The following is a 26,552-nucleotide window of genomic DNA, read 5'->3' as shown; positions in this document are numbered from 1 at the left end:
GCCTGACCGCGGCGCAGCTGTCGGCCTTGCTCGAAGGATTGGACTGGAAGCGCGTCCACGCTGCGCGCGAGACACCGCGTGCGCATCGACGACGAATGGGTCGTCGTGCCGGACGGTGCCGTGATCACCCAGCCGAACAAGATCGGTCGCACCATGGTGTGGAAGCACTATGTCGACGGCCATCCGCGCGTGCGCTGCTTCATGCCCGGCAGCATGACGTAGCGGCCGTTCCTAAAGCGCGATGAGATTGGATGAATCGTCATCGCGCTTTAGATTATTGTTTGAGCATGATCTGTGCGGAAAACCGCTACGCACTTTTCCGGATCATGCTCTAGAATTTGTACGTCACGCTGCCGAGCATCGTGCGGCCGATACCGAGAAAGCAATCGCCGCCGATCCGGCAGGTGGTGAGGTGACGCTTGTCAAAGAGGTTGCTGGCATTGACCTGAAGTCGCCAGGGGCCGTTGTCATAGCGGATCATGGCGTCGAACAAGGTGTAGTCCGGCGTGCGGATGGTGTCGGTACCGTCCCAGGGCCGGCGCCGCATCCATCAGGCCTGCCAACAGTGGCAGCGCGCCGCCGATCAATCCTGCCGTCGTTCTGAGATATGTAGTCATTCGCGACCCCATCATTTGCGGGGCGGACGACTAACAAGCGCAGTCGATGGCTTGAAGTGCGGGAGGGGCGCAATGGTCCCTCAATCATCAGATTTGGAATTAGTATTTATTAAGTAGAGCGCGCGCCGCTTGATGGTGGCGCGCGGATCCGCAATTGTAAAGATGACGTAGTGCGTCTGGCGTAGCGCCAGTCAGCGCTGCTCGCTCGTGGCGTTGGCGCTGGCCAGCCGCTTGACGCGCGACGACAACACCGACATTTGCGCGGGCGAGGCGGGCATGCCGGCGACGATCATCGCGGGCGCAGCCGACTGCTCCTCGACTCCGGCGCCGCCGAGCACCTGCACTTGCGTCGTCGAAATCGGAAACGACTTCACTTCGTAAGAGGGAAGCTCGCCGGCAAATGCGCCGGCCGAGCTCGCAATCATGGCGCCGGCAACGGCAATCATTGAAAGAATGCGCATTGGAAAATCTCCGTTGAAGGTATCAATCGGAGGTTTGGTCGCGGCGATGCCGCAACAGGTTCGCTCGTGTGCGAACATTCGACGGCCGCCGGCGGATCTATTTGATTGCGTGATGCGACAGCCGTGAAACGCGGAAGAAGTTTTCCGCGGCAATGTTTCCGGACGGTTTCGCCGAAGGCGCGAAACGACTCGTCAGCCCGCTTGCAGATCGAGGTGCCGCGAGCTGGCCGCCGCGATGGCCTCGGGAAAGCGCAAGCTCATCGTCGTGCCGCAGCCGGGATTGGAGGCGATGACGAGCTCGCCGTCATGGGCAGCCATGATCTCGCGGACGATCGACAGGCCGAGGCCAGCGCCGCCGCATGCGCTGTTGCCGGTTTGAAACGGCTCGAGCAGCTTGTGCTCCGCGCCGTCAGGCAGGCCTGCGCCGTCATCTTCAACCGAGATGCTGCCGCGGCCGAGCGTGACGACAATGCGCCGCGCGCCATGGGCATGGATGAGCGCGTTGCCGACGAGATTGGCGAGCGCGCTGCGGATGGCGGCGTCGACGCCTTGCACCAGGAAAGGGCCTTCGTCGGCCCGCTCCAGCGCAAGCTCGATGCCGGCGTCCAGCGCCGAGGGACCGAAATCGGCCAGCACGTCCAGCGTGATCGCGGCAAGATCGATCGGCCGCTTTTCGATCGCGTGATTTTGCAGGCGCGCCAGGTCGAGCATGGCTGAGACCAGCGACGTCAGGCGGCGGACGTCCCGCACCAGCTCGGCCTTCAGGGCCGGATCGGGCACGTCGTCGATCTTCGCGCGCAGCAGCGTGAGCGGCGTGCGAAGCTGATGGGCTGCATTGCCGAGAAAGCGGCGCTGCATTCTGATATAGGCGTCGATCTCGCCGAAGGCGCGGTTTAGTGCCTCGACCAGCGGCTTCAGCTCGGAGGGGACTTCGGACAGCGATATCAAACCTTGCGGGGCGGAGGGATCGATCGCGAGCGCGCGGCGTGCAACCCGTTCGATGCCGCGCGAGACGAAACATGCAGCAAGCGCTGAACCGATGGCGACGGTCGCCGCAAAGGCCAGCGCCACCAGGATGATCGAATAGATTCTGCTGACGAGGAAGCTTCTTGCCATCCGGCCGAAGCGGACCTGAGGCTCGCCGACCATCGTCGTAAGCCGCAAGGAGCCCCGTTGCGCAACGGCGAGACAGAACGTGCTCGTCTGGTCGTGGGTGCTGAAGACGGACAAACCGATGGGCCCGCGATAGGGGAATGCGAAAGGAAGCGCCGGCCGGTGCTCGCTACGGTACTCGCTTACGAGATCGCCAACGGATACGACGTACCAGAGGTTCGGGCTGTCGGCCTTCAATTCCATGAGCGCGGGAGTCGGGCGTACCGTCAGGTTTTGCCCATCGAACTCAGTGGCGCGATCGAGAACGGCGGCCACGACCCGGCAGGCCCTGAACTCGCGTTCCTCCAGCGGGTACCTCGAGACGAAGATCGCGACCATGATCAAAAAGATCGTTGTGGCGGCGATGCCGAGCGAGAACGCAAACGTTCGGGCGATCGACCTCATCGCGGCGTTGCCATCCGCAGGATGTAGCCGATGCCCCGCATGCTGCGGATCTCGACGTCGCCGCCGAGCTCGGCCAGTTTCTTCCGCAGGCGCGAGACCTGCGCTTCGAGCGTGTTGGATTCGATCTCGTCGTCGAAGCCGTAGATCTCCTCGATCAGGGCGGTGCGGGTGATGACGCGGTCGCGCCGCATCAGCAGCGCGCCCAGGATCAGCGCCTCGCGCCGCCGCAGCAGGATTTTGGTGTCGGCGACCACCGCCTCGTTGCTGCCGAGATGCAGCTCGACATTGCCGAGCGACAGCACGGCAGGCGCGAGCAGCCGGGGGCGGCGCAGCACCGCGCGCACCCGTGCAATCAATTCCTGCGGCTCGAAGGGCTTGCCGAGATAGTCGTCGGCACCGCTGTTGAGGCCGTCGACGACGTCCTCCTTGGTGTCCTTGGACGTCAGCATGATGATCGCAGGGCGATCCGGTAACTGGCTCAGCGCCGTGACCACCTCGAGCGCATCACCGTCGGGCAGCATCCGGTCGATGATGGCGAGGTCATATTTGAAATTGTCCAGCGCCTGCCGGGCATCGGCGATCGAGCCGACGAGATCGACGACGCCGTGCAATTGTCCGAGCAGGCGGCAGACATAAGCGCCGATCTGCGGTTCGTCTTCGATCACGAGCGAGCGCACGCGGGTCGTCCTTGACTGTCCTGGGGCCATCGGGCCCCGACTTGACGCTTCCTGGCCGAAGTCCGGCGGTTCGGTTCGTGCGCGAGTTCCGTTTAACGGAGCGAGCTTGGCGAATAAAAGGCAGGCACGAACGGGCTGAGCGGCACGCACGGTCCAAAGTTATGGACGTGAACGCGTCGCGGGCAATGTTCGGGCAACGTTGATCCGGCGGCGCACCCCCGTGCGCGGAATGTCGCAGGGGCGATCGGGCGTTGCAATCTTGGGGCAATTTTGCCGGACCACATGCTGGGCTCCAACCACACCAGTCGACTCGGCCAGCAAGGCCGGTCCGGGGCCCTGAAATGAAGCATATCGACGAAGCCGCTCTCCGCCTCACGGTGAATGCGCGGCGGACGACCGCCTGTCTTGCCGCACTCGGTGCGATCATGGCGACAGCGCAATCCGCATCGGCGCAGACCGCGTTCACGCTGCCGGCCCCGCCCTTCGAGCTGCCGATGCTGCCGTCGCCGTCCGGCAACTGGACCGTCATGGTCGGCATCGGCGGCGAATACACGCCTGACTTCGTTGGGTCGAAGAACAGCAAGTTTCGTCCGATCCCGATCTTCACCATCCGTCGCGCCGGATCGATCGACCAGTTTCGCGGTCCGCGCGACAGCGCCAGCATCGCGCTGCTCGACGTCGGCAATTTTCGCGCGGGCCCCGCGTTCAAATACGTCTCCTCGCGCAAGAGCGACAAATATGTCGAGCTGACCGGCCTCGGCGACGTCAAGGCGGCTTATGAGCTCGGCGGCTTCGTCGAATATTATCCGGTCGACTGGCTGCGCCTGCGCAGTGAATTGCGCCAGGGCATGGGTGGCCATACCGGAACGGTCGCCGATGTTTCCGCCGACGTCATCGTACCGCTGATCCAGAGGCTGACGATCTCGGCCGGCCCGCGCTTCACCTGGAAGAGCACCAAGGCGACCGCGCCCTATTTCGGGGTTGATGCCGCGCAGGCGCTGGCGTCCGGGCTGCCGATGTACGACGCCAAGGGCGGTGCGCATTCGGTCGGCTTCGGCAGCCAGATCTCCTATCGCATCAATCCGCAGTGGGAGGTCCACGCCTATGTCGAGTACGAGAAGCTGCTTGGTGACGCCGCAGACAGCCCGCTCGTGAAGCTGCGGGGATCGTCGAACCAGACCACCGTCGGCGTGGGTGCGTCCTATTCGTTCGATTTCAGGATTCGATAGGTCATGCGCCGCAGAGTCATCCTGGGTCTCGCCTGCGCAATTGCTTCCGTCGTCCTCGGCGCGGCCGCGGCGTTCGAGACGCGTGCGACGAAACTCCAGGCGATCAAGACCGTCGGTGTCGTCTCAGCCATCGGCGAGGAGATGAGCCTGACGCAGGCCGGGCTGACCGCGCTCGGCAACACCGGGCAAAGCGTTTCGATCAGCGCATGGGGGCTGGACGAGCTGATCGTCCAGCAAACGACGAAGCTCTTGAGCGGACGTTTTCGCGTGCAGGCGGTGAGCTACCGGCGCGCAGCGTTCGCCGCGATCAGGGATTCGGCGGTTGCGCCGGTCAATCTCCTGCGCAGCGATCCGTTCAAGGAGCTGGTTCGCAGCGATGTCGCGCCGCAGGGATTGGATGCCTACATCGTCATCACCCGGGCCAGATCGAAACTAGGCAACGGCCGCAACGTCGAGGGCATCGGGCTTGCTCAATATCGGACGCTGCTTGCGGATTACGGCCTGATCCACGCGCTGTACGAGGTGCGCGTGATCGACGGCAAGTCGTTCGACGTGATCGAGAAGCGGGCGGCCGCGCCGCTCGACAACACGGGGACTATGCGGCTCGCCGGCCCGAGCGGGCCTGTCGACGCGACGTTTGACGGCCCGGCTTCGAATGAACGGCTACGCGCGGCGATCGCGGATCTCATCACGCGCAGTCTGCCGGTCACGCTCGGCGACATGCATCTGATCGATAGTCAGTGACCTCTAGGCTTGTCGCCGTCAGGTCACCGGCGCCGGATTGAACAGCGTGAGATCGTTGTGGATACCCCAGCGATCCGACCACGGTTTCGTGCGGCCAGAGGCGACGTCGAGGATCAGGCGGAACAGGTCCCAGCCGGTTTCCTCGATGGTCTTCTCGCCGGTGGCGATGCCGCCGGCATCGAAATCGATCAGGTCCTTCCAGCGGCGTGCGAGCTCGGTGCGGGTCGCGACCTTGATCACGGGCGCGGCGGCAAGACCGTAAGGCGTGCCGCGGCCGGTGGTGAACACTTGCAGCGTCATGCCAGAGGCGAGCTGGAGCGTGCCGCAGATGAAGTCGGAGGCGGGCGTTGCCGCGAACAGCATGCCCTTCTGGGTCGCCTTCTCGCCGGGCGAGAGCACGCCGGTGATGGCGGACGAGCCGGACTTGACGATCGAACCGAGCGACTTCTCGACGATGTTGGCAAGGCCACCCTTCTTGTTGCCGGGCGTGGTGTTGGCACTGCGGTCGGCGCCGCCGCGGGCCAGATAAGAATCGTACCAGGCCATCTCGCGCACCAGCGCGCGGCCGACGTCCTCGTTGATGGCGCGGCGCGTGAGCAGCTGGATAGCGTCGCGGACTTCGGTCACTTCCGAGAACATCACGGTCGCGCCGGCACGCACCAGCAGGTCCGCTGCAAAGCCCAGCGCGGGGTTCGCGGTGACGCCGGAGAAGGCGTCGCTGCCGCCGCATTGCAGGCCGATGACGAGATCGGCGGCCGGGCAGGTCTCGCGGGTGCGGGTGTTGAGGATCTTCAGGCGGGCTTCGGCCTGGGTCATGATCGCATCGACGATCGCACCAAAGCCGTCGAAGGCTTCGTCCTGCATGCGCACGATGGCATCGCTGACGCCCTCCGGCACCAGCCGCTCGGGCGCGAGCTTTTCGCAGCCGAGGCTGATGACCAGGATCTCGCCGCCGAAATTCGGGTTCTGCGCGATGTTCTGCAGCGTGCGGATCGGAACGACCGCATCGGGGGCATTGATGGCGACGCCGCAGCCATAGGCGTGCGTCAGCGGCACGACGTCATCAACATTTGGGTATTTCGGCAGCAGCTCGGCGCGGATGCGCTTCACGGCGTATTCCATCGTGCCCTTGACGCATTGCACGGAGGAGGAGATGCCGAGAATGTTTTTCGTTCCGACCGAGCCGTCGGTGTTGCGATAGCCCTCGAAGGTAAACCCTTCGAGCGGCGGCAGCGGAGCCGGGACGGCGGTGGAGATTTCCAGCTTGTCGAGCGCAGGGGCCTCGGGCATGCGGATGCGCGCTTCATCCACCCATTCGCCGGCCAGGATCGGCGACAACGCATGGCCGATCACCTCGCCATAGCGGACGATCGGCGCGTCCTGCGCGATGTCGACCAGCGCCGTCTTGTGCCCTTGCGGCACGAAGGCGCGCAACGTCAGTCCGCTGGCGAAACGGGAGCCGGCGGGAAGCCCGAAATCATTGACCACGATCGCGACATTGTCGCGGTCGTTGAGCTTGATGTAGCGGGGCTGCTCTTTCGCTGCGACGTCCTGGTCCATTTGCTTTGCCTCAGAAGCTGAAGTCGTAGGGTGGGCAAAGGCGCAACGCGCCGTGCCCACCATGCTTCACACCGGATGTAAGCGGTGGGCACGCTTCGCTTTGCCCACCCTACGATATCTTCCGCATGGTTAGCCCGGATAGGTATAGGCGGTCTTCACCGTGGTGTAGAACTCGCGCGCATAGGAGCCCTGCTCGCGGGCGCCGTAGCTCGAACCCTTCCGGCCGCCGAACGGCACGTGATAGTCGACGCCGGCGGTCGGCAGATTGACCATCACCATGCCGGACTCGCTGTTGCGCTTGTAGTGCGAGGCGTATTTCAGGCTGCTCGTGCAGATGCCCGAGGCGAGGCCGAACTCCGTGTCATTGGAGATCGCCAGCGCCTCCTCGTAGTTCTTGGCGCGGATGACGGCGGCGACGGGGCCAAAGATCTCCTCGCGCGCGATGCGCATGTTGTTGTTGGCCTCGGTGAACAGCGCCGGCTGGAGGTAATGGCCGGGCGTCTCGCGCTTGAGCAGCTCGCCGCCGAAGGCGAGCTTTGCGCCTTCGTCCTGGCCGATCTTGATGTAGCGCAGGTCCTGGTCGAGCTGGCTCTGGTCGACCACCGGGCCGATATGCACGCCGGCCTTGAGCGCGTCGTCCACCGACAGGCCCTTGAGGCGCTCGGCCACCGCGGCGACGAAGCGGTCGTGGATGCCTTCGGTGACGATCAGGCGGGACGAGGCGGTGCAGCGCTGGCCGGTCGAGAAATAGGCGCCGTTGACAGCGACCTCGACGGCCGTCTTGAGATCGGCGTCGTCGAGCACGACCAGCGGATTCTTGCCGCCCATCTCGAGCTGGAACTTCTTCATCGGGTTCGACAGCACGCAGGCCTGCGCGATCTTGCGGCCGGTCTGCACCGAGCCGGTGAAGGAGATCGCCGCGACATCCGGGTGATCGAGCAAGGTCTGGCCGACCACGGAGCCGGAGCCAACCACGAGGTTGAACACGCCGGCGGGAATGCCGGAACGGGTGATGATCTCGGACAGCGCGTGTCCCGAGCCCGGCACCAACTCGGCCGGCTTGAACACCACCGTGTTGCCGTAGCAGAGCGCGGGCGCGATCTTCCAGGCGGGGATCGCGATCGGGAAATTCCAGGGCGTGATCATGCCGATGACGCCGACCGGCTCGCGGGTCAGCTCGACGTCGAGACCGGGACGGACGGAGGCGCCCTTTTCGCCAATCAGGCGCAACGCCTCGCCGGCGAAGAATGCAAAGATCTGGCCGGCACGGGCGACCTCGCCGATGCCCTCGGGGAGCGTCTTGCCCTCCTCGCGGGCGAGCAGGCGGCCGAGCTCTTCCTTGCGGGCGAGGATTTCGAGGGAAATCTTGTTCAGCGCGTCATAGCGCACCTGCGGCGTCGACTGCGCCCAGGCGGGGAAGGCGGCCTTGGCAGCCGCAATCGCCTTCTCGGTCTGCGCCTTGTCGGCCTTGGCGTACTCGCCGACGAGATCGTTGGTGTTGGAGGGGTTGATGTTCTTGGTGACGCCGGAGCCGTCGACCCACTCGCCGCCGATGAAGTTCTTCAGGATCGCAGTCATGTAGTCCTCCGAGATTTTCTTAACGCACGAGGCAGGGACGCTTGTCGTCAAAGGTCCAGCCGGGGATCAGGTCCTGCATGGCAGTAGCGTCATCGCGGGCGCCGAGTCCATGCTTCTTGTAAAGCTCATGCGCGGTTTCGATGGCCGGACGGTCGATTTCGATGCCGAGGCCCGGCCGCTCGGGCACGGCGATCTTGCCGCCCTCGATCTGGAGCGGCTCCTTGGTCAGCGCCTGGCCGTCCTGCCAGATCCAGTGAGTGTCGATCGCGGTGACCTTGCCGGGCGCGGCGGCGCCGACATGGGTGAACATCGCGAGCGAAATGTCAAAGTGGTTGTTCGAGTGCGAACCCCAGGTCAGGCCGTTGTCACGGCAGGTCTGGGCGACGCGCACCGAGCCCTGCATGGTCCAGAAGTGGGGATCGGCCAGCGGAATGTCCACCGCGCCCAGGCGCAGCGCATGGGAGAGCTGGCGCCAGTCGGTCGCGATCATGTTGGTCGCGGTCGGCAGGCCCGTGGCGCGACGGAACTCGGCCATGATCTCGCGACCCGAGAAGCCGGCTTCGGCGCCGCAGGGATCCTCGGCATAGGCGAGAATGCCGTGCATGTCCTTGCAGAGGCTGATCGCTTCGTCCAGCGACCATGCGCCGTTGGGATCGAGCGTGACGCGTGCGTTGGGGAAGCGTTTTGCGATCGCGGTGACGGCCTCGATCTCCTGCTCGCCGCGGAGCACGCCGCCCTTGAGCTTGAAGTCCGCGAAGCCATAGTGGTCGTGGGTGGCTTCCGCGAGCCGCACCACGGTCTCCGGCGTCATCGCCTCCTGGTGGCGCAGGTTGAACCATTCGGGCTTGCCGGTCTCGCCCTTGGTGTAATCGAGCTTCGACCTGCTGATATCGCCGACGAAGAAGAGATAGCCGAGCGTCTCGACGCTGTTGCGCTGCTGGCCTTCGCCGAGCAGCGCCGCGACGGGCAGGTTGAGGTGCTGGCCGAGCAGGTCGAGCAGTGCGGACTCGATCGCCGTGACCGCATGGATCATCACGCGCAGGTCGAACGTCTGCTTGCCGCGGCCGCCGGCATCTCGGTCGGCGAACGCCGTGCGGACATCGGCAAGGATGTTGTTCATCGCGCCGACGGTCTTGCCGATCACGAGATCGCGGGCATCCTGGAGCGTCTGCCAGATCTTTTGCCCGCCCGGCACCTCGCCGACGCCGGTGTGTCCGGAATTGTCGGTGAGGATGACGATGTTGCGGGTGAAGAACGGCGCGTGCGCGCCGCTCAGATTGAGAAGCATGCTGTCGCGGCCCGCGACCGGGATCACCTGCATCGATGTGACGACCGGTGCGCCGGCGACTGGCGCGCCGGAGACCTCAGTCTGGGCCATTGCACGCCCCTCCCTGTTGTTGTCTGTTATTCTGCAGCTTGTTGTGACGATCGGATGGCGGGGAGATTCTTCACCAGCGCGGTCAGCTCCGCAACCTCCTGCTCGGTAAGATCGGTCAGCGGCGGGCGAACCGGGCCGGAATCACGGCCGATCACCTTCATTCCGGCCTTGATGATCGAGACCGCATAGCCCTTCTTGCGGTTGCGGATCGCGATCAGCGGCAGGATGAAATCCTTCAGGCCGGCGTGAATGGTCGCATGGTCGCGCTTGCGCACGGCGGCATAGAAGTTGGTGGCGAATTCCGGAACGAAGTTGAACACGGCCGAGGAATAGGTCGTCACGCCCATGTCGAGATAGGGCAGCGCGAAGGTTTCCGCGGTCGGCAGGCCGCCGACATAGGTGAGGCGGTCGCCGAGCTTGGTGTAGACGCGGGTCATCAGCTCGATGTCGCCGATGCCGTCCTTGTAGCCGACGAGGTTCGGGCAGCGCTCGGCGAGACGCGCCAGCGTATCGGGCTGCAGGATGGCGTTGTCGCGGTTGTAGACGATGACGCCGATCTTCACGGCGGCGCACACCGCTTCCACGTGGGCGGCAAGGCCGTCCTGCTCGGAATGGGTCAGATAGGGCGGCAGCAGCAGCAGGCCGTCGGCGCCGGCCTTTTCCGCACCGATTGCGATCTCGCGCGCGGTGGCGGTGCCGTAGCCGGTGCCGGCGAGCACGGGCACGCGGCCTTTGGTCTCGTCGACGGCGATCTTGACCACCTGCGGAACCTCGGACGGCGTCAGCGAGAAGAACTCGCCGGTGCCGCCGGCGGCGAACAGGCCGGCAACGTCATAGCCGCACAGCCAGTCCATGTTGGCGCGGTAGGTCGCCTCATCGAACGAGTAGTCCGCCTTGAAGGGCGTGACGGGGAAGGACAGGAGGCCCGATCCGATCTTCTGGGCCATTTCCTGCGGGGTCATCTTGCTCATGGGCGCTGCTCCCTTAATTGCGTGTTGTGGAGGACGCGGGCCGAAGCCTGCGCGTCCATGCGCCGTTGTTTAGGAGACCGTTCGATGCGCGTCCAAGCCAAAGCCTATATCGACCGATGCGGATTGAGCATCAATCGTCCGCCACCTCCGCGGAGGACAATTCGCCTGCGATTTTGACCAGCGCGGAGAGCAGCGGATTCTCGTCGTCGCGGCGCCAGACCATGAACAGCTCGACGGGGACGCGCGTGCGCAGCTTCAGCGGCCGCAGCCGCACGTCGGAGATCTTCAGGCTCGCAGCCGCCGCCGGCACGATGGCAAGGCCGAGGCCGGCGCGGACCATGGCGAGGATCGAATGGATCTGGCTCAGATGCTGCACATAGCGCGGCAGCACGTCGGCGCGGGTGAACAGCGCCACCAGGAGATCGTGGAAATATCGGCTCTCATAGGGCGAGTACATCACGAAGGGCTGGTCGTCGAAGTCCTTGATGGTGATGGTCTCGGCATTCGCCAGCGGATGCTTCTTCGGGATCGCGGCGAGCAGGGGCTCGGCGACGACGCGGCGGCTGGTCAGCTCGGGGCGCGCGATCGGCGGCCTGAGCAGGCCGGCATCGATCTGACCCGACGCCAGCGCCTCGAACTGGTCGCCCGAGACCATCTCCTTCAGCGAGAAGTCCACCTCGGGCAGCTTGGCGCGGCAGGCCGCGACGAGCTCGGGGAGGAAGCCATAGGCGGCGGCCGCGGTGAAGCCGATCTTGACCGAGCCGGTCTTGCCGAGCGCGATGCGGCGGGCGACTTGCGAGGCGCTTTCCGCAAGCTTCAAGATGCGTCGTGCCTCGGGCAGGAAGCTGCGCCCCGCCGGCGTCAGGCGCACCGAGCGGCTGGTGCGCTCCAGCAGCGGCGCGTCGATGATGTGCTCGAGCACCTGGATCTGCCGCGACAGCGGTGGCTGGGTCATGTTCAGCCGCGCGGCGGCGCGGCCGAAATGCAGTTCTTCGGCCACCGTGACGAAACAGCGGAGCTGGTTGAGGTCGAACATCGATACATGCCTTAGATGGATAAGGCGTTTCCCCAGCACTTCTAGCATCGATCATCCCCAAAACAAAGACGGCGGCTGAGGAGCCGCCGTTGAGTTGCCTGGTCAAGCACCCATGGGAGCCCTCAGGAGGAACGTTTGAGCACCACCCGCTCGATCTTGCCGACCACCACGAGATAGGCGAACGCCGCCACCAGCGCATTGGCGCCAACGAATAGCAGCGCGCCGTTGAATGACCCGGTCGCGGCCAGGATGTAGCCGATCACGATCGGGGTGCTGATCGAGGAGAGGTTGCCGAAGGTGTTGAACAGGCCGCCCGAGACGCCGCCGGCTTCCTTGGGCGAGGTGTCGGAGACGACCGCCCAGCCGAGCGCGCCGATGCCCTTGCCGAAGAAGGCGAGCGCCATGAAGCCGACCACCAGCGCCTGTCCGTCGACATAGTTGCAGGCGATGATCGACATCGACAGCAGCATGCCGCCGACGATCGGGATCTTGCGCGCCATGGTGAGCGAGCCGGTCTTGCGCAGAATGGCGTCGGAGATGACGCCGCCGAGCACGCCGCCGATGAAGCCGCACAACGCGGGCAGCGTCGCGACGAAGCCGGCTTGCAGGATCGACAGGCCGCGCTCCTTGACGAGGTAGACCGGGAACCAGGTCAGGAAGAAATAGGTCAACGTGTTGATGCAATACTGGCCGAGATAGACGCCGAGCATCATGCGGTTGGAGAGCAACTGGCGGATGTGGTCCCAGCCGGAGCCGGACTCGGGCGCACGCTCCCGCATCAGATCGTTTTTGGGCGCATCGAGATCGACCAGCGCGCCGCCTTCCTTGATGTAGTCGAACTCGGCCTCGTTGATGCCGGGATGCTCCTTCGGGCCGTAGACGGTCTTGATCCAGACCAGGCCCATGATGACGCCGAGCCCGCCCATCACGAAGAACACGTAGCGCCAGCCGTAATCATGCGCGATCCAGCCCATCAGCGGCGCGAAGATCACGGTGGCGAAATACTGTCCCGAATTGAAGAAGGCCGATGCGGTGCCGCGCTCATTGCCGGGAAACCAGGCGGCGACGATGCGGGCGTTGGCGGGGAAGGACGGCGCTTCCGCGACGCCGACGAGGAGGCGAAGTGCGAACAGCACGATGATGGCAGCGCCGGCGCTGAGGAAGCCGACCCAGCCCTGCATCATCGTGAACAGCGACCAGACGATGATGCTGAAGGCATAGACGAGGCGTGAGCCGTAGCGGTCGAGCAGCCAGCCGCCCGGCACCTGCGCCAGGACATAGGACCAGCCGAAGGCCGAGAAGATCCAGCCCATGGCGACCGGATCGAGATGCAGCTCTTTCGAGAGCGCGGGGCCCGCGATCGACAGCGTGGCGCGGTCGGCATAGTTCACGGTCGTGACCAGGAACAACATGGTCACGATGAACAGCCTGACGCGAGACCTCCTCACGTCCGCTGCGGACACCACTGCGCTCATCACGCGCCTCCTTAGAACTCGAAATGTTTCCTCACTGCGACTCCTAGAGGCGCGCGCGGCAAAGTGTCCAAGTTCAAGGGAGTATCAATCGATGCCGTTTTTGGATTGATGGAACGGCAGGTGCGGGGAACGATCGTGAAATTGCGAGAATGTGTGGGCGAGACATCGCCGCATACACCGCTGTCATTCCCCGCGAAGGCGGGGAATCCAGTACGCCGCGGCATCTCGATTTAATCACGTCTGTGACGGAGTACTGGATCGCCCGCTTTCGCAGGCGACGGCAGCGAATATGCGGAGAGTGTTAGCCCCAATCGTCATCGCGAGCGCAGCGAAGCTATCCAGAAGTCCCTCCGCGGAAAGATTCTGGATTGCTTCGCTGCGCTCGCAATGACGGTGTGGAGAGAGCTCGCCTTTGCTTCTACTGCTGCGTGCCCAGCAGTGGCGCGAGCAGGCCGCGCGTCACGCCGGGCGGCACGGCATCGAGGCCGAGCACGCTGCTCGCGGCCGGCAGTGCGGCGTCCGCCATCGCGGCGTGGCCTTCCGCGCTTGGATGCACGGCGCCGCCGTAGACGGCGGAGAGCACGCCCCAGGTGGCGTCGTGGATGTCGGTCGGCTGGCTCGCCGCCGGCAGGCCTTGCGGATAGGTCATCGCGGCAAAATAGCTGTCATTGGCATCGCGGATCCAGCGCGCGCGCGGCAGGTAAGCGCGATACTCCGAGGCGCCGCGGCCGCACAGCATCGGCTGGCTCGCCGCGCTCACGATATCGGGATTGAAGCTCTGGCCGTTCTCGGCGAAACAGGTGCGGTCGAATTCGGGATCATTGCCCGAATGGGCGCAGAAGCCGTGATCGGCGAACACTGCCTGGTGCGAATCCACGAAGGTCATGCGGTCGGCTTCGGGATCGCGGCACAGCGCGCCGCGCGTGCAGGTGGCGAGCCCCTTCAGTTGCGGCAGGAATTCGGTGTCGACGAAGGTCGAGACGCGGGCCAGGCGCTGCGGATCGGCGCTGAAGGACGGATGGATGTCGAACCCGGCGCGGCCGCCGCGGCAGGGCACGCCGCCGTCGGCGAGCGCGGGATTGGCGTAGGAGACGTAGACCACGTGCGAGAGGTCGCCGCCGACGAGCGGCTTCAGCGCCTCGCGCAGCTTGACGAAATTCTGCGGCAGCTCGCGCGCCAGCGCATCGCGGGAATCATCGACGCTCGCCATCACGCCGGAGCGGCGGAACAGCGCGCGTTCGGTCGCGGTGTCGACGATGACGTCGGCGACGAGGCCGGAGAAGTAGACGTCGTTGGCGCCGACCGAGAGCAGCACGAGGTCGAGCGTGCGGTCCGGCTGGCGCTTTTTCGCCGCGGTGAGCGCCTCGCGCAGCTCGGCGACCTGGGCGTTCACGCTGGTGTTGCAGACGCCGGTCTTGCCGGGCGGGCATTCGCGGGCGCGCTGCGAGCCCAGCAGTCCGTCGCCGATGCTGGCGCCGGTGCAGGCGAGCGGCAGAAAGGTCACCGCGATGTGGGTGTACCGCACCGCGAGCGCCAGCGCGGTGCGGGCCTGGTAGCTGTAGAGCGAGCGATGGCAGGGCGAGTTGAACCAGAGCGCGCTGTAGTGCTGCCAGTTGGCGAGCGTATCCGGCGCTTCGCAGGCACGGCCGCCCTTATATCCTGCCCGGCTCGGCCGGTAGTATTGGCCGCCGGCTGCAGTACCGAGATAGGAGCGGAAGCAGAAGCCCTCGTCCGACAGCGCAAGCGGCCGGTCCGGGTTGCCTTCGCCGGAAGCGATGCTGTCGCCGAGCCCGGCGACGAAGATGTCGCGGACCTGGATCTCGGTCTGGACACGCTGGGTCGGATCGGAGCCGGAGGAGACGTCGACGCTGGCGACCGTCTGCTTGCCGTAGCGGACGCGCAGGTTGATCGGCTCGGCGCAATCGAAAGTCGAGGTCTGCGGCCCGTCGCCGTCGTCGAACGACCAGGCGCAGGTGGCGCCGACCGGCACTGCGCCGGTCAGGCGCACGGTCACCGGATGGTCGGTCGGGGTGAGGTAATTCTCTTTGACGTTGTCGCGGGTGCAGGGCTGGTTGACCCGGCCCTGCAGGTCGATGCAGAGCCGGTTGACCATGTTGCGGGCCCAGCCGCGGCCCTCGCTCTGGAGCTCCAGCGACTGCTCGGCGGCGAGGATGCTGCGGTTACGCGCGTTCTCGACATGGAGCTGGAAGTCGCGCTCCTCGCGGAACAGGCGGAAGCGGTTGCGCACCTCCCAGGATATTTGCATCGCACCGGCGTCCTGCGCGGCGGCGCGCTCGAGCGGCAAGGACGTCAGGATCCCGGCAAGCAGCAGGAGGCCTGCGGGGAGGATACGAAAGGAAGAAGGGATCATGGCCCGCGTGTTCAACGGCAAAGTTGAGGCGGAAATAAGAGAGCATTGCTGCCCCGCCCGCAACCTCTGTCTGACGGTCGCCCGCCCGCCTTTACCGCTTGCTGGCCTGTCGCAACGACCGCTCGCGTTCCATCGCTGCCACCTGCTTGGGCAGGTTGGCCTGCGCGCAGGCCTCGGCCAGCCGCCGCCGCTCCTGCCAGGGCTCGACCACGTTCATCCAGAGCTCGCGCGCGCCCATGATGGAGATGGCGAGGCCGAACGGGATCACGAAATAGAGGATGCGGAAGACCAGCAGGGTCGCCAGAAGCTGCTCGCGGCCGAATTCGGGCAGCGCGACCAGCATGGCGACATCGAACACGCCGATCGAGCCGGGCGCGTGGCTGGCAAAGCCGATCAGCGTCGCCAGGATGAACACCACCGCCAGCGACATGAAGTCGATCGGCGGATTGGCCGGCATCAGCAGGTACATCGCCGTGGCACAGAAGCCGAGATCGACCACGCCGATCAGGATCTGGACCAGCGTCAGCGGCGCCGAGGGCAATACCACCTTCCAGCCCTTCTGGCCGAGCTCGCGGCGCTTCTCGCCCATGCAGAGCCAGACCAGATAGGCGCCAATCGAGGCGAGGCCGCCGAGCCCGATCAGCCGGTTGATCGACGACGGCAGTTGATCCATCGATGAGGCGGCATCCGGATGGATGACCATGCCGATCGAGAGCACGAAGATGTTACCGAGCCAGAAGGTCAGGCCCGAGAGGAAGCAGATCTTCGCGACGTCGATCGCGTTCAGCCCGTAGTCCGAATAGATCCGGAAACGGATCGCGCCGCCGGTAAAAACGGTGGCGCCGATGTTGTGGCCGATCGAATAGGACGTGAAGCTCGAGAGTGCTGCGATGCGATAGGGCACATGCTTCTTGCCGATCGTTCGCAGTGCAAAATAGTCGTAGAAGGTCAGCGTACAGAACGCGAAGACGACGCAGATCGCCGCCAGCCCGATATTCCCGCGGGGAATCTCGGTCAACGCGGTCAGGATGACGCCGGTATCGATGTCCTTGAGAGTGCGCGCAAGCGTGGTGATCGCGAAGGCGATGATGAAGACGCTCGCGGCAACGCCGAGCCTTCGCCAGCCGATCCATCTCTTGAAGCCGCGCTTCAGCGCGGGCAGCAGTCCGTGCATTCATCCTCCCGGCGGGGGGCAAGACCGATCGGCCAGACATTGGCCGGTCGGGTGCGATCACTGCCCGAAATGGGCTTCGACCGCTAGGCATGATGTAGCTCATTTAAGGCAAAAACAGCGACTTGTGCAGCCCTTGACAACGATAGGTTCTGCGTTCGACCGATAGGTCCTGCGGTGGACCGCCACTTTTGTCATATGTGGTTCATATCGGGCGCGCGTTAAGCATATGAGTCGGGGCACCTGCCTGGAACGCGCGTCCGCATCTTGACATGATTTCGTGTCCGCCCGCAGTCGGCATTGTTCCAGCGCAAGCGACGCGAGCTTTTTTGGAACGTCGGTACTGTGCGCCGGTTAGCGCTCCATCAGCAATCGAACATGGCGGAATCATCGGCTTTTTCGTGCGAGCCGACGCCTCAATGTTCCCGAAACCGAGAGGATCGGAACGATGGGACTGTTCACAAAAGACATCAAGACCATGAACGACCTGTTCGTGCACCAGCTTCAGGACATCTATTATGCCGAGCAGCAGCTCACCAGGGCGCTGCCGAAAATGGCAGATAAGGCCACCGATCCGCAGCTGAAGCAGGGCTTTTTGACGCACCTCGAAGAAACCAAGCAGCACGTCAAGCGGCTCGAGGAAGTCTTCAAGATGTACGGCGCGCAGGTGAAGGCGGTCGACTGCCCGGCGATCGACGGCATCATCGAGGAAGCCGACGAGACCGCCGGTGAAGTCGCCGACAAGGCGGTGCTGGACGCCGCCCTGATCAATGCGGCCCAGGCCGCGGAGCATTACGAGATCGTCCGCTACGGCAGCCTGATCGCCTGGGCCAAGCAGCTCGGCCGCAACGACTGCGCCACCGTGCTCGCCAAGACGCTGGAAGAAGAGAAGGCGACCGACAAGAAGCTGACCACGCTGGCCGAGAGCAAGGTCAACCTGCGCGCGGCGAGCTAGGGCGAACGACCTTCCGTCAGGAGACGCCGCGGAGCCGTGCGGCGTCTCTTTTCGGGCTTCGCCTATTTGCTCTGCGGCGCAGCCTGCTCGGCCTGGTATTTCAGTCCGAATACCAGGGCGATCACTGCGAAGGCGGCGATGGTCGCGGCAAAGACCAGGCTCGCCGCGGTCAGGCTGGTCAGGGTCGAGAGCACGCCGATCCCGATCACCGGAAGCGCGTTTCCGAGAAAGCAGCAGATGAAATAGGCCGAGACCACTTCGGCACGGCGATCATCCGGTGCGATCTGGTTCACCACCTGCAAGCTGCCGCGATAGCCGAGGCCCGCTGCCAGGCCGCAGGTCGCGGTCGATGCGATCATGACGCCGAGCGATCCCACGAACTGCGCCGTCACGAGCAGGGCAAGGCTCGGCAACATGAGGCCGAGCGACCACAGCATCGCGGTGCGGCTGGACAGGGATCGCGTCAGGGCAATGACCAGCGCAACGGCGGCCGCAAGCTCGAGGAAGATCGCGCCTGCGACGGCGTGGCTGGTGACATGCAACTCGTTGGCGAGCACGCTCGGTGCAAGCGCGGCGAAAAAGGCAACCAGGGCCATGGCGCCAAAGCCGGTTACCGCGGGCGCCACGAAGCGCGGCCGGATCAACGACGGAACGTCGGCGCGCGGCCGGATCGACAATTGTGCGAACGCGGCCAGCGGCCGATTCACGGTTTCGCGCGCGAAGGCGAGAAGTGCGGCGACGACCACCAGCACCGCGAGATAGGCGATGAACGGGGTTCGCAGCGGAAGCGTGACATATTCGGCAAGCAGGCCGGCGATCAACGCGCCGAGCCCGAGGCCGGTGAAGTTCGCGACCGTCGCGACCACAGTGGCGCGGGAACGGTCCTGTTCGGCGATCAGCTCGGCAAGCCAGGCAGTGCCTGTTCCGGCGCCGATCCCGATGGCGAGTAAAGTGAAGCGATCCCGTGTGCGAACAGGAAGACCAGCGCGCCCGTGATGGCAATGCCGATGGCAATGACCGCCGTGCGTCGCCGTCCGACCTCATCCGACATCCCGCCGAATACCAGGAGTGCAGTCAGATTGCCAACGACGTAGACAGCATAGATCAAGGTCAACGTGATCTGGGAGAAGCCGAACTGCTGCTTGTAGATGACATAAAGGGGAGTTGCGATGGTGCTGCCGGCGAACAGTGCGCCGATCATGCAGCCGACGGCAACGATGGTTGCAGTCTTGCCGAACTCCGATCTTGCGGCAGATGGAATCGAGGTGTTGCCAGCTCTTGCCATGAGGTTCACTGCCTTGAGGGGAACACGAAAGGGGCAACGGAAGCGATCTCGCAATGTTCCCATGTCTTCACGCCAACAGGGCTTGCACGGCGAGCAGGACGCGATACTTCGATGCCTCTTGCGAAACATACGATCTATCGTGCGACGATGCTTCGATCATAACCGAAGCATGATGGTCCGCCGCAAGCGTATGTTTCGCATGGGGCTGCAACCGAGGTGGCAGCATGCGAGCCAGCACCATCAAATATGAACCTCTCGACGACGGAGCCGGCGCGCAGCGTGCCGGTTCGCGTCTTGCAACCTCCCTCACGCTTGCCGCGATGAGCCTCGGCTATGGCGTGGTCCAGCTTGACGTCACCATCGTCAACACCGCGCTGGATGCGATGGGCAAATCGCTTGGCGGCGGCGTCGCCGAGCTGCAATGGGTGGTCAGCGCCTACACCATCGCCTTTGCCGCTTTCATTCTGACCGCCGGGGCGCTCGGCGACCGTATCGGCGCCAAGCGCGTCTTCATGGCCGGGTTCGCCATCTTCACCGCGGCCTCGCTCGCCTGCGCGATGTCGCCCAATGCGGCCGTGCTGATTGCAGCGCGGCTGGTGCAGGGGCTGGCGGCGGCGATCCTGGTGCCGAATTCCCTGGCGCTGCTCAATCATGCCTATACGGACGACCGCGAGCGTGGCCGCGCCGTGGCGGTCTGGGCCGCCGGAGCGAGCCTGGCGCTCACTGCCGGTCCCTTCGTCGGCGGCGCGCTGATCACGCTGGTCGGCTGGCGCGCGATCTTCCTGGTCAACCTGCCGATCGGTCTTGCCGGCTTGGGGCTGAGCTGGCGCTACGCCAGCGAGACCCCGCGGTCGCGCGCGCGAGAGATCGATCTGCTCGGCCAGCTCGCCGCGATCGGTGCGCTGGGCGCGCTTGCCGGCGCGATCATCGAAGCCGGCGCGCTCGGCTGGAGCCATCCCGCCGTGATCGCGGCCTTCGTTGCCTCAGCCGCATTCGCGGTGCTCTTCGTCTGGCGCGAGAGCCGCACCGTGCAGCCGATGCTGCCGCTGTCGCTGTTCGGTCACCGGCTGTTTACCCTGACCACGATTGTCGGCCTCCTCGTCAACATCGCGATCTACGGCCTGATCTTCGTGCTGAGCCTGTATTTCCAGAGGATCAACGGGCTTTCGGCCTGGTGGACCGGGCTCGCCTTCGTGCCGATGATGGGCGCGGTGCTGCCGGTCAACCTGCTGGCGCCGCGACTGGCCGAGCGCATCGGCTCTTGCCCGACCATCGTGGCCGGCGCCTGTATCTCGGCGCTCGGCTGCCTCGGGCTGCTCTGGATCGAAGCCGGGACCAGCTACTGGGCGATCTTTGCGCAGATGATCGCGATCAGCGGTGGACTTGGCCTGCTGGTGCCGCCGCTGACCTCCACCTTGCTCGGCAGCGTCGACAAGGCGCGCTCCGGCATCGCCGCCGGCGTCCTGAACGCGACGCGGCAGACCGGCAGCGTGCTCGGCGTCGCGCTGTTCGGCTCGCTGGTGGCCTCGGACAGTGCATTCATGACGGGCCTTCACCAGTCGCTAATCATATCGGCGGCCATCCTGCTGCTCGCCGCCGCCGTGATCGGCCTCGGCGCAAATGCGCCTGAAGCAAAGACGCAAGGGCGCTCAATGTGAGCGATCCCACACATTCTCTGTTCACCATTCCCGAAACCGGCAACTAGCCGGTTACCGACTGTCCATCTCTGCCGGTTCTAGTGCGGTTGGAATAGGGGCCGGCAATGTATCAAGTTCTTTACTGCCTGACGGATCAGCATGATTGGCGTCTGGTCGCGCTCGGCGGAGCGGTGTGCCTGCTCGCCAGCGCGGCGGCGATCAGCCTGTTTCACCGCGCGCGTGCGGCGCGCGGGGGAGCTCGCGTATCGTGGGTCGCGCTCGATGCCGTCGTCGCCGGCGGCGGCATCTGGGCAACCCATTTCATCGCGATGCAGGCTTACGGGCCTGGTGCGGGCGGCGCTTACAATATTCCGTTGACGGTCCTGTCGCTGATCTTCGCGATCGCGGTCACCTTCATCGGGCTGAGCATCTCGGTGTCGGTGACGCGGGCGGGCCTGGTTGCGCTCGGTGGCGCCGTCGTCGGTGGCGGCGTTGCCGCCATGCATTACACCGGCATGATGGCGCTCGAGATTCCCGCGCACATCGGCTGGACGACCGGCACAGTGACGGTCTCGATCGTGCTCGGCATCGTCCTCGGGTCGCTTGCCCTGGTCGTTGCGGGCCGGCGCGACAGCCTCGCGGGCGCGCTCGGCGCGACGGTGCTGCTGACGCTTGCCATCGTCTCACATCATTTCACCGCCATGGGCGCCGTGGAGCTGACGCCGGATCCTGCGGTCGTGATCAGCGGCCTGTCGATCCCGCCGGCCTCATTGTCGATCCTCACCGCCAGCGCCGCCGCTGCGATCATCGCGATCGCGCTCGCGGCGGCTCTGCTCGACCGCCGCGCCAAGGGCGAACTGGGACGCCAGCAAGTCGTGCTGGATACCGCGCTCGAGAACATGTCGCAGGGACTGTGCATGTTCGATGCGGACGGCAAGATCCAGCTCTTCAACGAGCGCTACGCAGCGATGCTGGGCCGCACCGACATTGCGCTCGCCGGCCGCCTGCTCGTCGACGTGTTGCGGGAAGAGCAGGCCAGGGGCCAGTGGCAGGGCGATGCGGGCGAATTCTTCGCGCGCCTCGTCGCCGACGCGCGCGAGGGCCGCACGACCAGCCAGGTCGTCACCCGGTTCGGTCGCTCCATCCGCGTCGTCAACCAGCCGATGCAGGGCGGCGGCTGGGTCGCGACCTTCGAGGACATCACCGAATGGCTGGAGGCGCAGGCCAAGATCTCGCACATGGCGCGCCATGACGCGCTGACCAATCTGCCGAACCGCGTGCTGTTCCACGAGCAGCTCGAGCAGGGACTGCGCCGGGCGAAGTCGGGCGACCAGCTCGCGGTGCTGTGCCTCGATCTCGATCACTTCAAGGACATCAACGACTCGCTCGGCCATCCCATCGGCGATGCGCTGCTCAAGGAAGTCGGTCGCAGGCTGAAGGCCACTGTCGGCGCGAGCGACACCGTGGCGCGGCTCGGTGGCGACGAGTTCGCCGTGGTCCAGATCGGGCGCTCCGAGGAAGCCGCGGCGCGAGCCCTTGCCGGCCGCCTCGTCGAGGTGATCTCTGCGCCTTACGAGATCGGCGACCACCAGATCATGATCGGCGTCTCGATCGGCATCTCGCTGTCGCCGCAGGACAGCGACAATCCGGACGAGCTGTTGAAGAACGCCGACCTCGCGCTGTACCGCGCCAAGGCGGACGGCCGCGGCACCTATCGTTTCTTCGAGACCGGCATGGACGCGCGCGCGCAGGCGCGGCGGCTGCTGGAGATGGACTTGCGGGCGGCGTTGCTGCGCGACGAGTTCGAGGCGTACTACCAGCCCATCCGCGACGTCGCCAGCGGTCGCGTGGTCGCCTTCGAAGCGCTGCTGCGCTGGAACCATCCGCAGCGCGGCCTGATCGCCCCGATCAACTTCATTCCGGTGGCCGAGGAGACCGGCCTCATCGTCCAGCTCGGCGAATTCGTGCTGCGCAGCGCCTGCAGTGACGCCGCCACCTGGCCGGACGATGTCGATGTCGCCGTCAACCTGTCGCCGGTGCAGTTCAAGAGCCAGAACCTGATCGCATCCGTGACCGATGCGCTGGCGGCCTCAGGACTCGCGGCGCGGCGGCTCGAGCTCGAGATCACCGAATCGGTGCTGCTCCAGAACAGCGAGGCGACGCTGACCACCCTGCACGAGCTGCGCGCCATGGGCGTGCGGATCTCGCTCGACGATTTCGGCACCGGCTATTCGTCGCTGAGCTACCTGCGCAGCTTCCCGTTCGACAAGATCAAGATCGACCGCTCCTTCGTGTCGGAGCTTGCGACGCGCGAGGATTCCATGGCGATCATCCGCGCCGTGACCGGCCTCGGGCGCAGCCTCGGCATCGTCACCACGGCGGAAGGCGTCGAGAACGACACGCAGCTCGAGCTGCTGCGGCGCGAGGGCTGCACCCAGGCGCAGGGCTATCTCTTCAGCAAGCCGCGGCCTGCGTCCGATGTCGCGTTGATGCTGAACCGGCCGCGGCTGCTCGCCTCGGCCTGATGTCTAGCCGCGGCGCAGCGCGAAGTGCGCGCCGCAAAACGCCATTACGGCGCCGAGACATAGCGCGGCGAGCCCGGCGAGCACGCCCGAGACGGACGGGATCGGGCTCGGCGCCGCGGCCACCTGGCCCGCACCGGCAAGCAGCAGCACGCCGACCGCGATCAGGAACTGCCGCATCCGCTGCGGGATCTGCCCGGAGACGGCGCTCTGCATCAACGTCGCCGTGAAATAGCCGCCGGAGAAACCGACCGTGGCAATCAGCCACCAGGCGATCGCTGCGCCCGCGGGTATGAATTCATGCGTGTCGGAATGCCAGAGCCCGCCGAGGTCGAGCCCGTAACGCGCGCCCAGCATGTGCACCGCGAGCGCGAGCAGCACGCCGGAGATCACGGCGGCACCGAGAATCAGGCGGCGCGGAAAAAAGGTCGTCTCAGCCATGCCCCGCTTGTAGGATGGGCGAGGGCGATCGCGCAAGCCGATCGCAGGCGGGATTGCGCGGACGGGATTGATTGTCGAGATGCGGGTTTCGGAAGCTCAGGCGGGTTCGACCACGAGCTACGCCTACAAGGCGTCGCTGATCGGCTCGGCGCATCGTTTCGAGCTGACGGACGAGGGCCTGTCCTGGCACATCGCCGGCCGCTCCGGCCTGTGGCGCTATGACGAGATCTCGGCGATCCGGCTGTCGTTTCGCCCGGTGTCGATGCAGCAGCACCGCTTTCGCGCCGATGTCAGCCACTCCAGTGGCGGCCGCATCAGGATCCTGTCGACGAGCTGGCAGACCGCAGCGCTGATGGCGCCGCAGGACAACGGTTTTCGCGATTTCATCATCGAACTGCACGCACGGATGGCGCAAGCCGGCAGCCGCGCCGAATTGACCGCAGGCCTCGGCCGCAAGACCTATGCGGCGGTGCTGGCGTTTTTGGCGGTGCTGACGGTGGCGATGGCCGGGCTGCTGATCCGCGCGCTCCTGATCGGCGAATTCGCAGGCGCGCTGTTCATCATCGGTTTTGCCGCGCTGTTCGCCTGGCAGGTCGGCGGCTTCGTGCGGCGCAACCAGCCGCACAGCTACAGTTTTGATCGCGTGCCGAAGGCCTTGCTGCCTTAGGTGCAATCGGCCGCAATCAAACGTGACTTCGTGCTCCTGCGCCGGTGTCGCATCGTGCGGCCATGTCAGACATGCATCGTGCCACGCGCCCGCTTACGGCGGATGAGATCGCCGAGATCAACCGGACGCATCTGATCGATACGTCGCTCCGGCCGGCCGATCTGTTGTTCATGTTCGGCACCCGCGAGGACGTTGGCTTGCGTGCCGACACCGCCGCGAGGCTGTGGCGCGAGGGCCTGTTCCGCTGGTCGATTGTCAGCGGTGGCGTGACGCCGGGCTCGGAGCAATCTGAGTGCACCGTCATCAAGGCCGCGATGGTCGCGGCCGGCATTCCGGCGGACCTCATCCTCGAGGAACATCGCGCGATGAACACCGGCGAGAACGTGATCTTCTCGCTGCCGATCATTGATGCGGCGCTTGGACTGCAAGACCTCCGGAGCGTGATCTGCCTCGGCAACACCTGGACGGCGCGCCGCTATCCGATGACGCTGCACCGGCACTGGCCTGAAGTCGAGAAGATGCTGCTCACCGTCGACAGCTTTGCGACGCCGCGCGCACTCTGGCACACCGATGTCGAGTTTCGCCGACGTGTCCTGCACGAATGGGACAAGATCGAGCCGTACAAGGCGAGGGGCTTCATCGCGGAATGGCCGGCGGCCTGAGCAGCGAAGGGCCGGATCTTTGTCGTGACGTGTTTTCGAACCGGTATCACTTCGCTCGCAACGCTCCGGTTACTCCGTCGAGTCGAAATCCTCTTCCTTGGTGCCGAGCAGCGACACGAGCGTGCGCAGGCCGGAATCGAGCTGCTCGAGCGAGGGCGGGGCGAGCGCGAGCCGCACCGCGTTCGGTGCATGTCCGTGCGCAATTGCAAACGTCGAGGATGGCGTCAGTGCGATGCCGCGCCGGGCTGCTGCGGCGACGAAGGTCTGCGAGCGCCAGTGTGGCGGCAGCGTCAGCCAGAGATGATAGGAGCGCGGGTCGGCCGCGTGCTGATAGCCGGCGAGCAGCCTGGTCGCGGTCTGCTGCCGGCGTCCGGCGTCGATCCGTTTCAGCCGCGTCAGCTCGGCAACGGTGCCGTCGGCCATCAGCCGCTGCCCGGACGCGAGCGCGTGGCCCGAGGCGATCCAGCCGCCGGTCCGGACCGCGCTCATCACGCTCTCGCGCAGATGCGGCGGGGTGACGAGGATGCCGAGCGCGAGGCCCGGTGCAACCTTCTTGGACAGGCTGTCGATCACGATGCAACGGTCCGGCCCGAGCGCTGCCAGCGGCGTGTCGTCGGCGAGGAAGCCGTAGACGGCGTCCTCGATGATGGTGAGATCGAGCTTCTCGGCGACGCGCATGATGTCGGCGCGCCGCGTCGCGTTCATGGTGACGCCGAGCGGGTTCTGGATGATGGGCTGGAGATACAGCGCCGACAGATGCGCTTCGCGATGCGCCTTCTGGATCGCATCGGGACGCGCGCCGTATTCGTCCATCGGAATCGGGACCAGCGTCACGCCGAGCCGCGCCGCGATGCTCTTGACGTAAGGGTAGGTCAGCGCCTCGACACCGCAGCGGCCGCCGGTGGGAACGAGGGCGGCGAGCGCGGCGGCGAGCGACTGTTTGCCGTTGGCCGTGAAGACGATCTGCTCGGCCTGCGGCGTAAAATCCTTGCGCGCGAGATAGGCGACGGCCGCATTGCGCGCGCTCTTGGTGCCGGTGCTGGTCGAGACGCGCAGGGCGGATTCGAGCGCATCGACGCGCTCGAGCCCGGCAAGGCTCTTGGCGATCATCGCCCATTGCTGCGGCAATAACGGATAATTGACTTCGAAATCGATCCGCGCGTCGCGCGGCTCGCTTAACGCCTCGACCTCGCGCTTGATGTCGCCGGAGATGAAGGTGCCGCGGCCGACCTCGCCGACGACGAGCCCGCGGCGAAGCAGCTCCGTATAAACCCGGCTCGCGGTCGAGACCGCGATGCCGCGGTCATAGGCAAAGTTGCGCTGTGGCGGCAGCCGGTCGCCGGGCCTTAACGTGCCTTTAGTGATATCGGCCGCAATGGCATCGGCAAGCTTCACGTATTCGAACTTGGACATTATTGCACCGAGAGCAATGTTTTACTTGCTCCGAGTAGTGTACTGGAGCATTTAAGTTCCATCAAGTTCCGCGATTGAGCCGAGGAGAGCGAGAGCAATCCGATGGCAAATGAGGTGCAGGCGCTCATAGCGTCCGCGCCAACGG

The 26,552-nt window shown here is 65.4% G+C and carries 24 protein-coding genes; 8 read left to right on the top strand and 16 right to left on the bottom strand.

The window, feature by feature from the left end:
* The first annotated feature begins 78 nt into the window (after positions 1-78).
* Positions 79-222, top strand: a complete 144-nt coding sequence (locus AC5ZFO_RS29810; RefSeq protein WP_496122932.1) for a hypothetical protein — start codon at positions 79-81, stop codon at positions 220-222.
* Positions 223-331: 109 nt separating this feature from the next.
* Here the strand turns inward: AC5ZFO_RS29810 and AC5ZFO_RS29805 are convergent, their stop codons facing one another.
* The 4 genes from AC5ZFO_RS29805 to AC5ZFO_RS29790 all read right to left on the bottom strand — a co-directional run bounded on the left by AC5ZFO_RS29805 (position 332) and on the right by AC5ZFO_RS29790 (position 3,312).
* On the bottom strand, positions 332-547 hold the full coding sequence (locus AC5ZFO_RS29805; RefSeq protein ID WP_496122931.1) for a hypothetical protein: 216 nt from the start codon (positions 545-547) through the stop codon (positions 332-334).
* 261 nt (positions 548-808) lie between these two features.
* Entirely contained in the window at positions 809-1,078 is a 270-nt protein-coding gene (locus tag AC5ZFO_RS29800) for a hypothetical protein (RefSeq protein ID WP_496122930.1), read from the bottom strand.
* 192 nt (positions 1,079-1,270) lie between these two features.
* A complete protein-coding gene (locus AC5ZFO_RS29795; RefSeq protein ID WP_496122929.1) occupies positions 1,271-2,635 on the bottom strand; it encodes a sensor histidine kinase in 1,365 nt (454 codons plus the stop codon).
* On the bottom strand, positions 2,632-3,312 hold the full coding sequence (locus tag AC5ZFO_RS29790) for a response regulator transcription factor (protein WP_496122928.1): 681 nt from the start codon (positions 3,310-3,312) through the stop codon (positions 2,632-2,634). The genes AC5ZFO_RS29795 and AC5ZFO_RS29790 overlap by 4 nt, the downstream gene beginning before the upstream one ends.
* A gap of 341 nt (positions 3,313-3,653) precedes the next feature.
* On the opposite strand from AC5ZFO_RS29790, the gene AC5ZFO_RS29785 reads away from it, so the two are divergent.
* Both AC5ZFO_RS29785 and AC5ZFO_RS29780 read left to right on the top strand, forming a co-directional pair.
* On the top strand, positions 3,654-4,541 hold the full coding sequence (locus AC5ZFO_RS29785; RefSeq protein WP_496122927.1) for a MipA/OmpV family protein: 888 nt from the start codon (positions 3,654-3,656) through the stop codon (positions 4,539-4,541).
* A gap of 3 nt (positions 4,542-4,544) precedes the next feature.
* Positions 4,545-5,285, top strand: a complete 741-nt coding sequence (locus tag AC5ZFO_RS29780) for a hypothetical protein (RefSeq protein ID WP_282523698.1) — start codon at positions 4,545-4,547, stop codon at positions 5,283-5,285.
* An 18-nt stretch (positions 5,286-5,303) separates the two neighbouring features.
* Here the strand turns inward: AC5ZFO_RS29780 and garD are convergent, their stop codons facing one another.
* The 8 genes from garD to AC5ZFO_RS29740 all read right to left on the bottom strand — a co-directional run bounded on the left by garD (position 5,304) and on the right by AC5ZFO_RS29740 (position 16,828).
* Positions 5,304-6,845 carry a galactarate dehydratase gene (gene garD / locus AC5ZFO_RS29775; RefSeq protein ID WP_282523699.1) on the bottom strand — a complete coding sequence of 514 codons (1,542 nt, stop codon included), beginning with the start codon at positions 6,843-6,845 and terminating at the stop codon, positions 5,304-5,306.
* A 129-nt stretch (positions 6,846-6,974) separates the two neighbouring features.
* Positions 6,975-8,423 carry an aldehyde dehydrogenase family protein gene (locus AC5ZFO_RS29770; RefSeq protein WP_208087724.1) on the bottom strand — a complete coding sequence of 483 codons (1,449 nt, stop codon included), beginning with the start codon at positions 8,421-8,423 and terminating at the stop codon, positions 6,975-6,977.
* A gap of 19 nt (positions 8,424-8,442) precedes the next feature.
* The gene (gene gudD, locus AC5ZFO_RS29765) at positions 8,443-9,801 is read right to left on the bottom strand and encodes a glucarate dehydratase (RefSeq protein ID WP_496122926.1); all 1,359 of its coding nucleotides are present in this window, start codon (positions 9,799-9,801) and stop codon (positions 8,443-8,445) included.
* A 26-nt stretch (positions 9,802-9,827) separates the two neighbouring features.
* Entirely contained in the window at positions 9,828-10,772 is a 945-nt protein-coding gene (gene kdgD, locus AC5ZFO_RS29760) for a 5-dehydro-4-deoxyglucarate dehydratase (RefSeq protein ID WP_282523701.1), read from the bottom strand.
* 130 nt (positions 10,773-10,902) lie between these two features.
* Complete coding sequence (locus AC5ZFO_RS29755; protein ID WP_282523702.1) at positions 10,903-11,808, bottom strand: LysR family transcriptional regulator; 906 nt, start codon at positions 11,806-11,808, stop codon at positions 10,903-10,905.
* 122 nt (positions 11,809-11,930) lie between these two features.
* Positions 11,931-13,283 (bottom strand): MFS transporter, encoded by a 1,353-nt coding sequence (locus tag AC5ZFO_RS29750; protein ID WP_496122925.1) that lies wholly within the window; start codon positions 13,281-13,283, stop codon positions 11,931-11,933.
* A 418-nt stretch (positions 13,284-13,701) separates the two neighbouring features.
* A complete protein-coding gene (locus AC5ZFO_RS29745; protein WP_496122924.1) occupies positions 13,702-15,654 on the bottom strand; it encodes an SGNH/GDSL hydrolase family protein in 1,953 nt (650 codons plus the stop codon).
* 91 nt (positions 15,655-15,745) lie between these two features.
* The gene (locus AC5ZFO_RS29740) at positions 15,746-16,828 is read right to left on the bottom strand and encodes a lysylphosphatidylglycerol synthase transmembrane domain-containing protein (RefSeq protein ID WP_028158294.1); all 1,083 of its coding nucleotides are present in this window, start codon (positions 16,826-16,828) and stop codon (positions 15,746-15,748) included.
* A 445-nt stretch (positions 16,829-17,273) separates the two neighbouring features.
* Between AC5ZFO_RS29740 and AC5ZFO_RS29735 the strand changes: the two genes are divergently transcribed.
* A complete protein-coding gene (locus AC5ZFO_RS29735; protein WP_496122923.1) occupies positions 17,274-17,780 on the top strand; it encodes a YciE/YciF ferroxidase family protein in 507 nt (168 codons plus the stop codon).
* A 62-nt stretch (positions 17,781-17,842) separates the two neighbouring features.
* Here AC5ZFO_RS29735 and AC5ZFO_RS29730 read toward each other — a convergent pair whose 3' ends face one another.
* The gene (locus AC5ZFO_RS29730; RefSeq protein ID WP_496122934.1) at positions 17,843-18,676 is read right to left on the bottom strand and encodes an MFS transporter; all 834 of its coding nucleotides are present in this window, start codon (positions 18,674-18,676) and stop codon (positions 17,843-17,845) included.
* On the bottom strand, positions 18,676-19,065 hold the full coding sequence (locus AC5ZFO_RS29725; RefSeq protein ID WP_496122922.1) for an MFS transporter: 390 nt from the start codon (positions 19,063-19,065) through the stop codon (positions 18,676-18,678). Before AC5ZFO_RS29725 ends, AC5ZFO_RS29730 begins: the two co-directional genes overlap by 1 nt.
* Before the next feature lie 224 nt (positions 19,066-19,289).
* Between AC5ZFO_RS29725 and AC5ZFO_RS29720 the strand changes: the two genes are divergently transcribed.
* Positions 19,290-20,723 (top strand): MFS transporter, encoded by a 1,434-nt coding sequence (locus AC5ZFO_RS29720; RefSeq protein WP_496122921.1) that lies wholly within the window; start codon positions 19,290-19,292, stop codon positions 20,721-20,723.
* Positions 20,724-20,827: 104 nt separating this feature from the next.
* Positions 20,828-23,227, top strand: coding sequence for a bifunctional diguanylate cyclase/phosphodiesterase (locus AC5ZFO_RS29715; RefSeq protein ID WP_496122920.1), 2,400 nt, complete (start codon positions 20,828-20,830; stop codon positions 23,225-23,227).
* A 3-nt stretch (positions 23,228-23,230) separates the two neighbouring features.
* Here the strand turns inward: AC5ZFO_RS29715 and AC5ZFO_RS29710 are convergent, their stop codons facing one another.
* The gene (locus AC5ZFO_RS29710; RefSeq protein WP_028148540.1) at positions 23,231-23,665 is read right to left on the bottom strand and encodes a hypothetical protein; all 435 of its coding nucleotides are present in this window, start codon (positions 23,663-23,665) and stop codon (positions 23,231-23,233) included.
* A 79-nt stretch (positions 23,666-23,744) separates the two neighbouring features.
* On the opposite strand from AC5ZFO_RS29710, the gene AC5ZFO_RS29705 reads away from it, so the two are divergent.
* Positions 23,745-24,332, top strand: coding sequence for a hypothetical protein (locus tag AC5ZFO_RS29705; RefSeq protein ID WP_496122919.1), 588 nt, complete (start codon positions 23,745-23,747; stop codon positions 24,330-24,332).
* Positions 24,333-24,394: 62 nt separating this feature from the next.
* A complete protein-coding gene (locus tag AC5ZFO_RS29700) occupies positions 24,395-24,994 on the top strand; it encodes a YdcF family protein (protein WP_496122918.1) in 600 nt (199 codons plus the stop codon).
* A gap of 69 nt (positions 24,995-25,063) precedes the next feature.
* Here the strand turns inward: AC5ZFO_RS29700 and AC5ZFO_RS29695 are convergent, their stop codons facing one another.
* Positions 25,064-26,407 carry an aminotransferase-like domain-containing protein gene (locus AC5ZFO_RS29695; protein ID WP_496122917.1) on the bottom strand — a complete coding sequence of 448 codons (1,344 nt, stop codon included), beginning with the start codon at positions 26,405-26,407 and terminating at the stop codon, positions 25,064-25,066.
* Positions 26,408-26,552 lie beyond the last annotated feature (145 nt).

The sequence above is a fragment of the Bradyrhizobium sp. Unk1 genome (assembly GCF_059512345.1).
The sequence above is the reverse complement of the archived record's forward strand: the minus strand, read 5'-3'. Positions and strand labels throughout refer to the sequence as shown.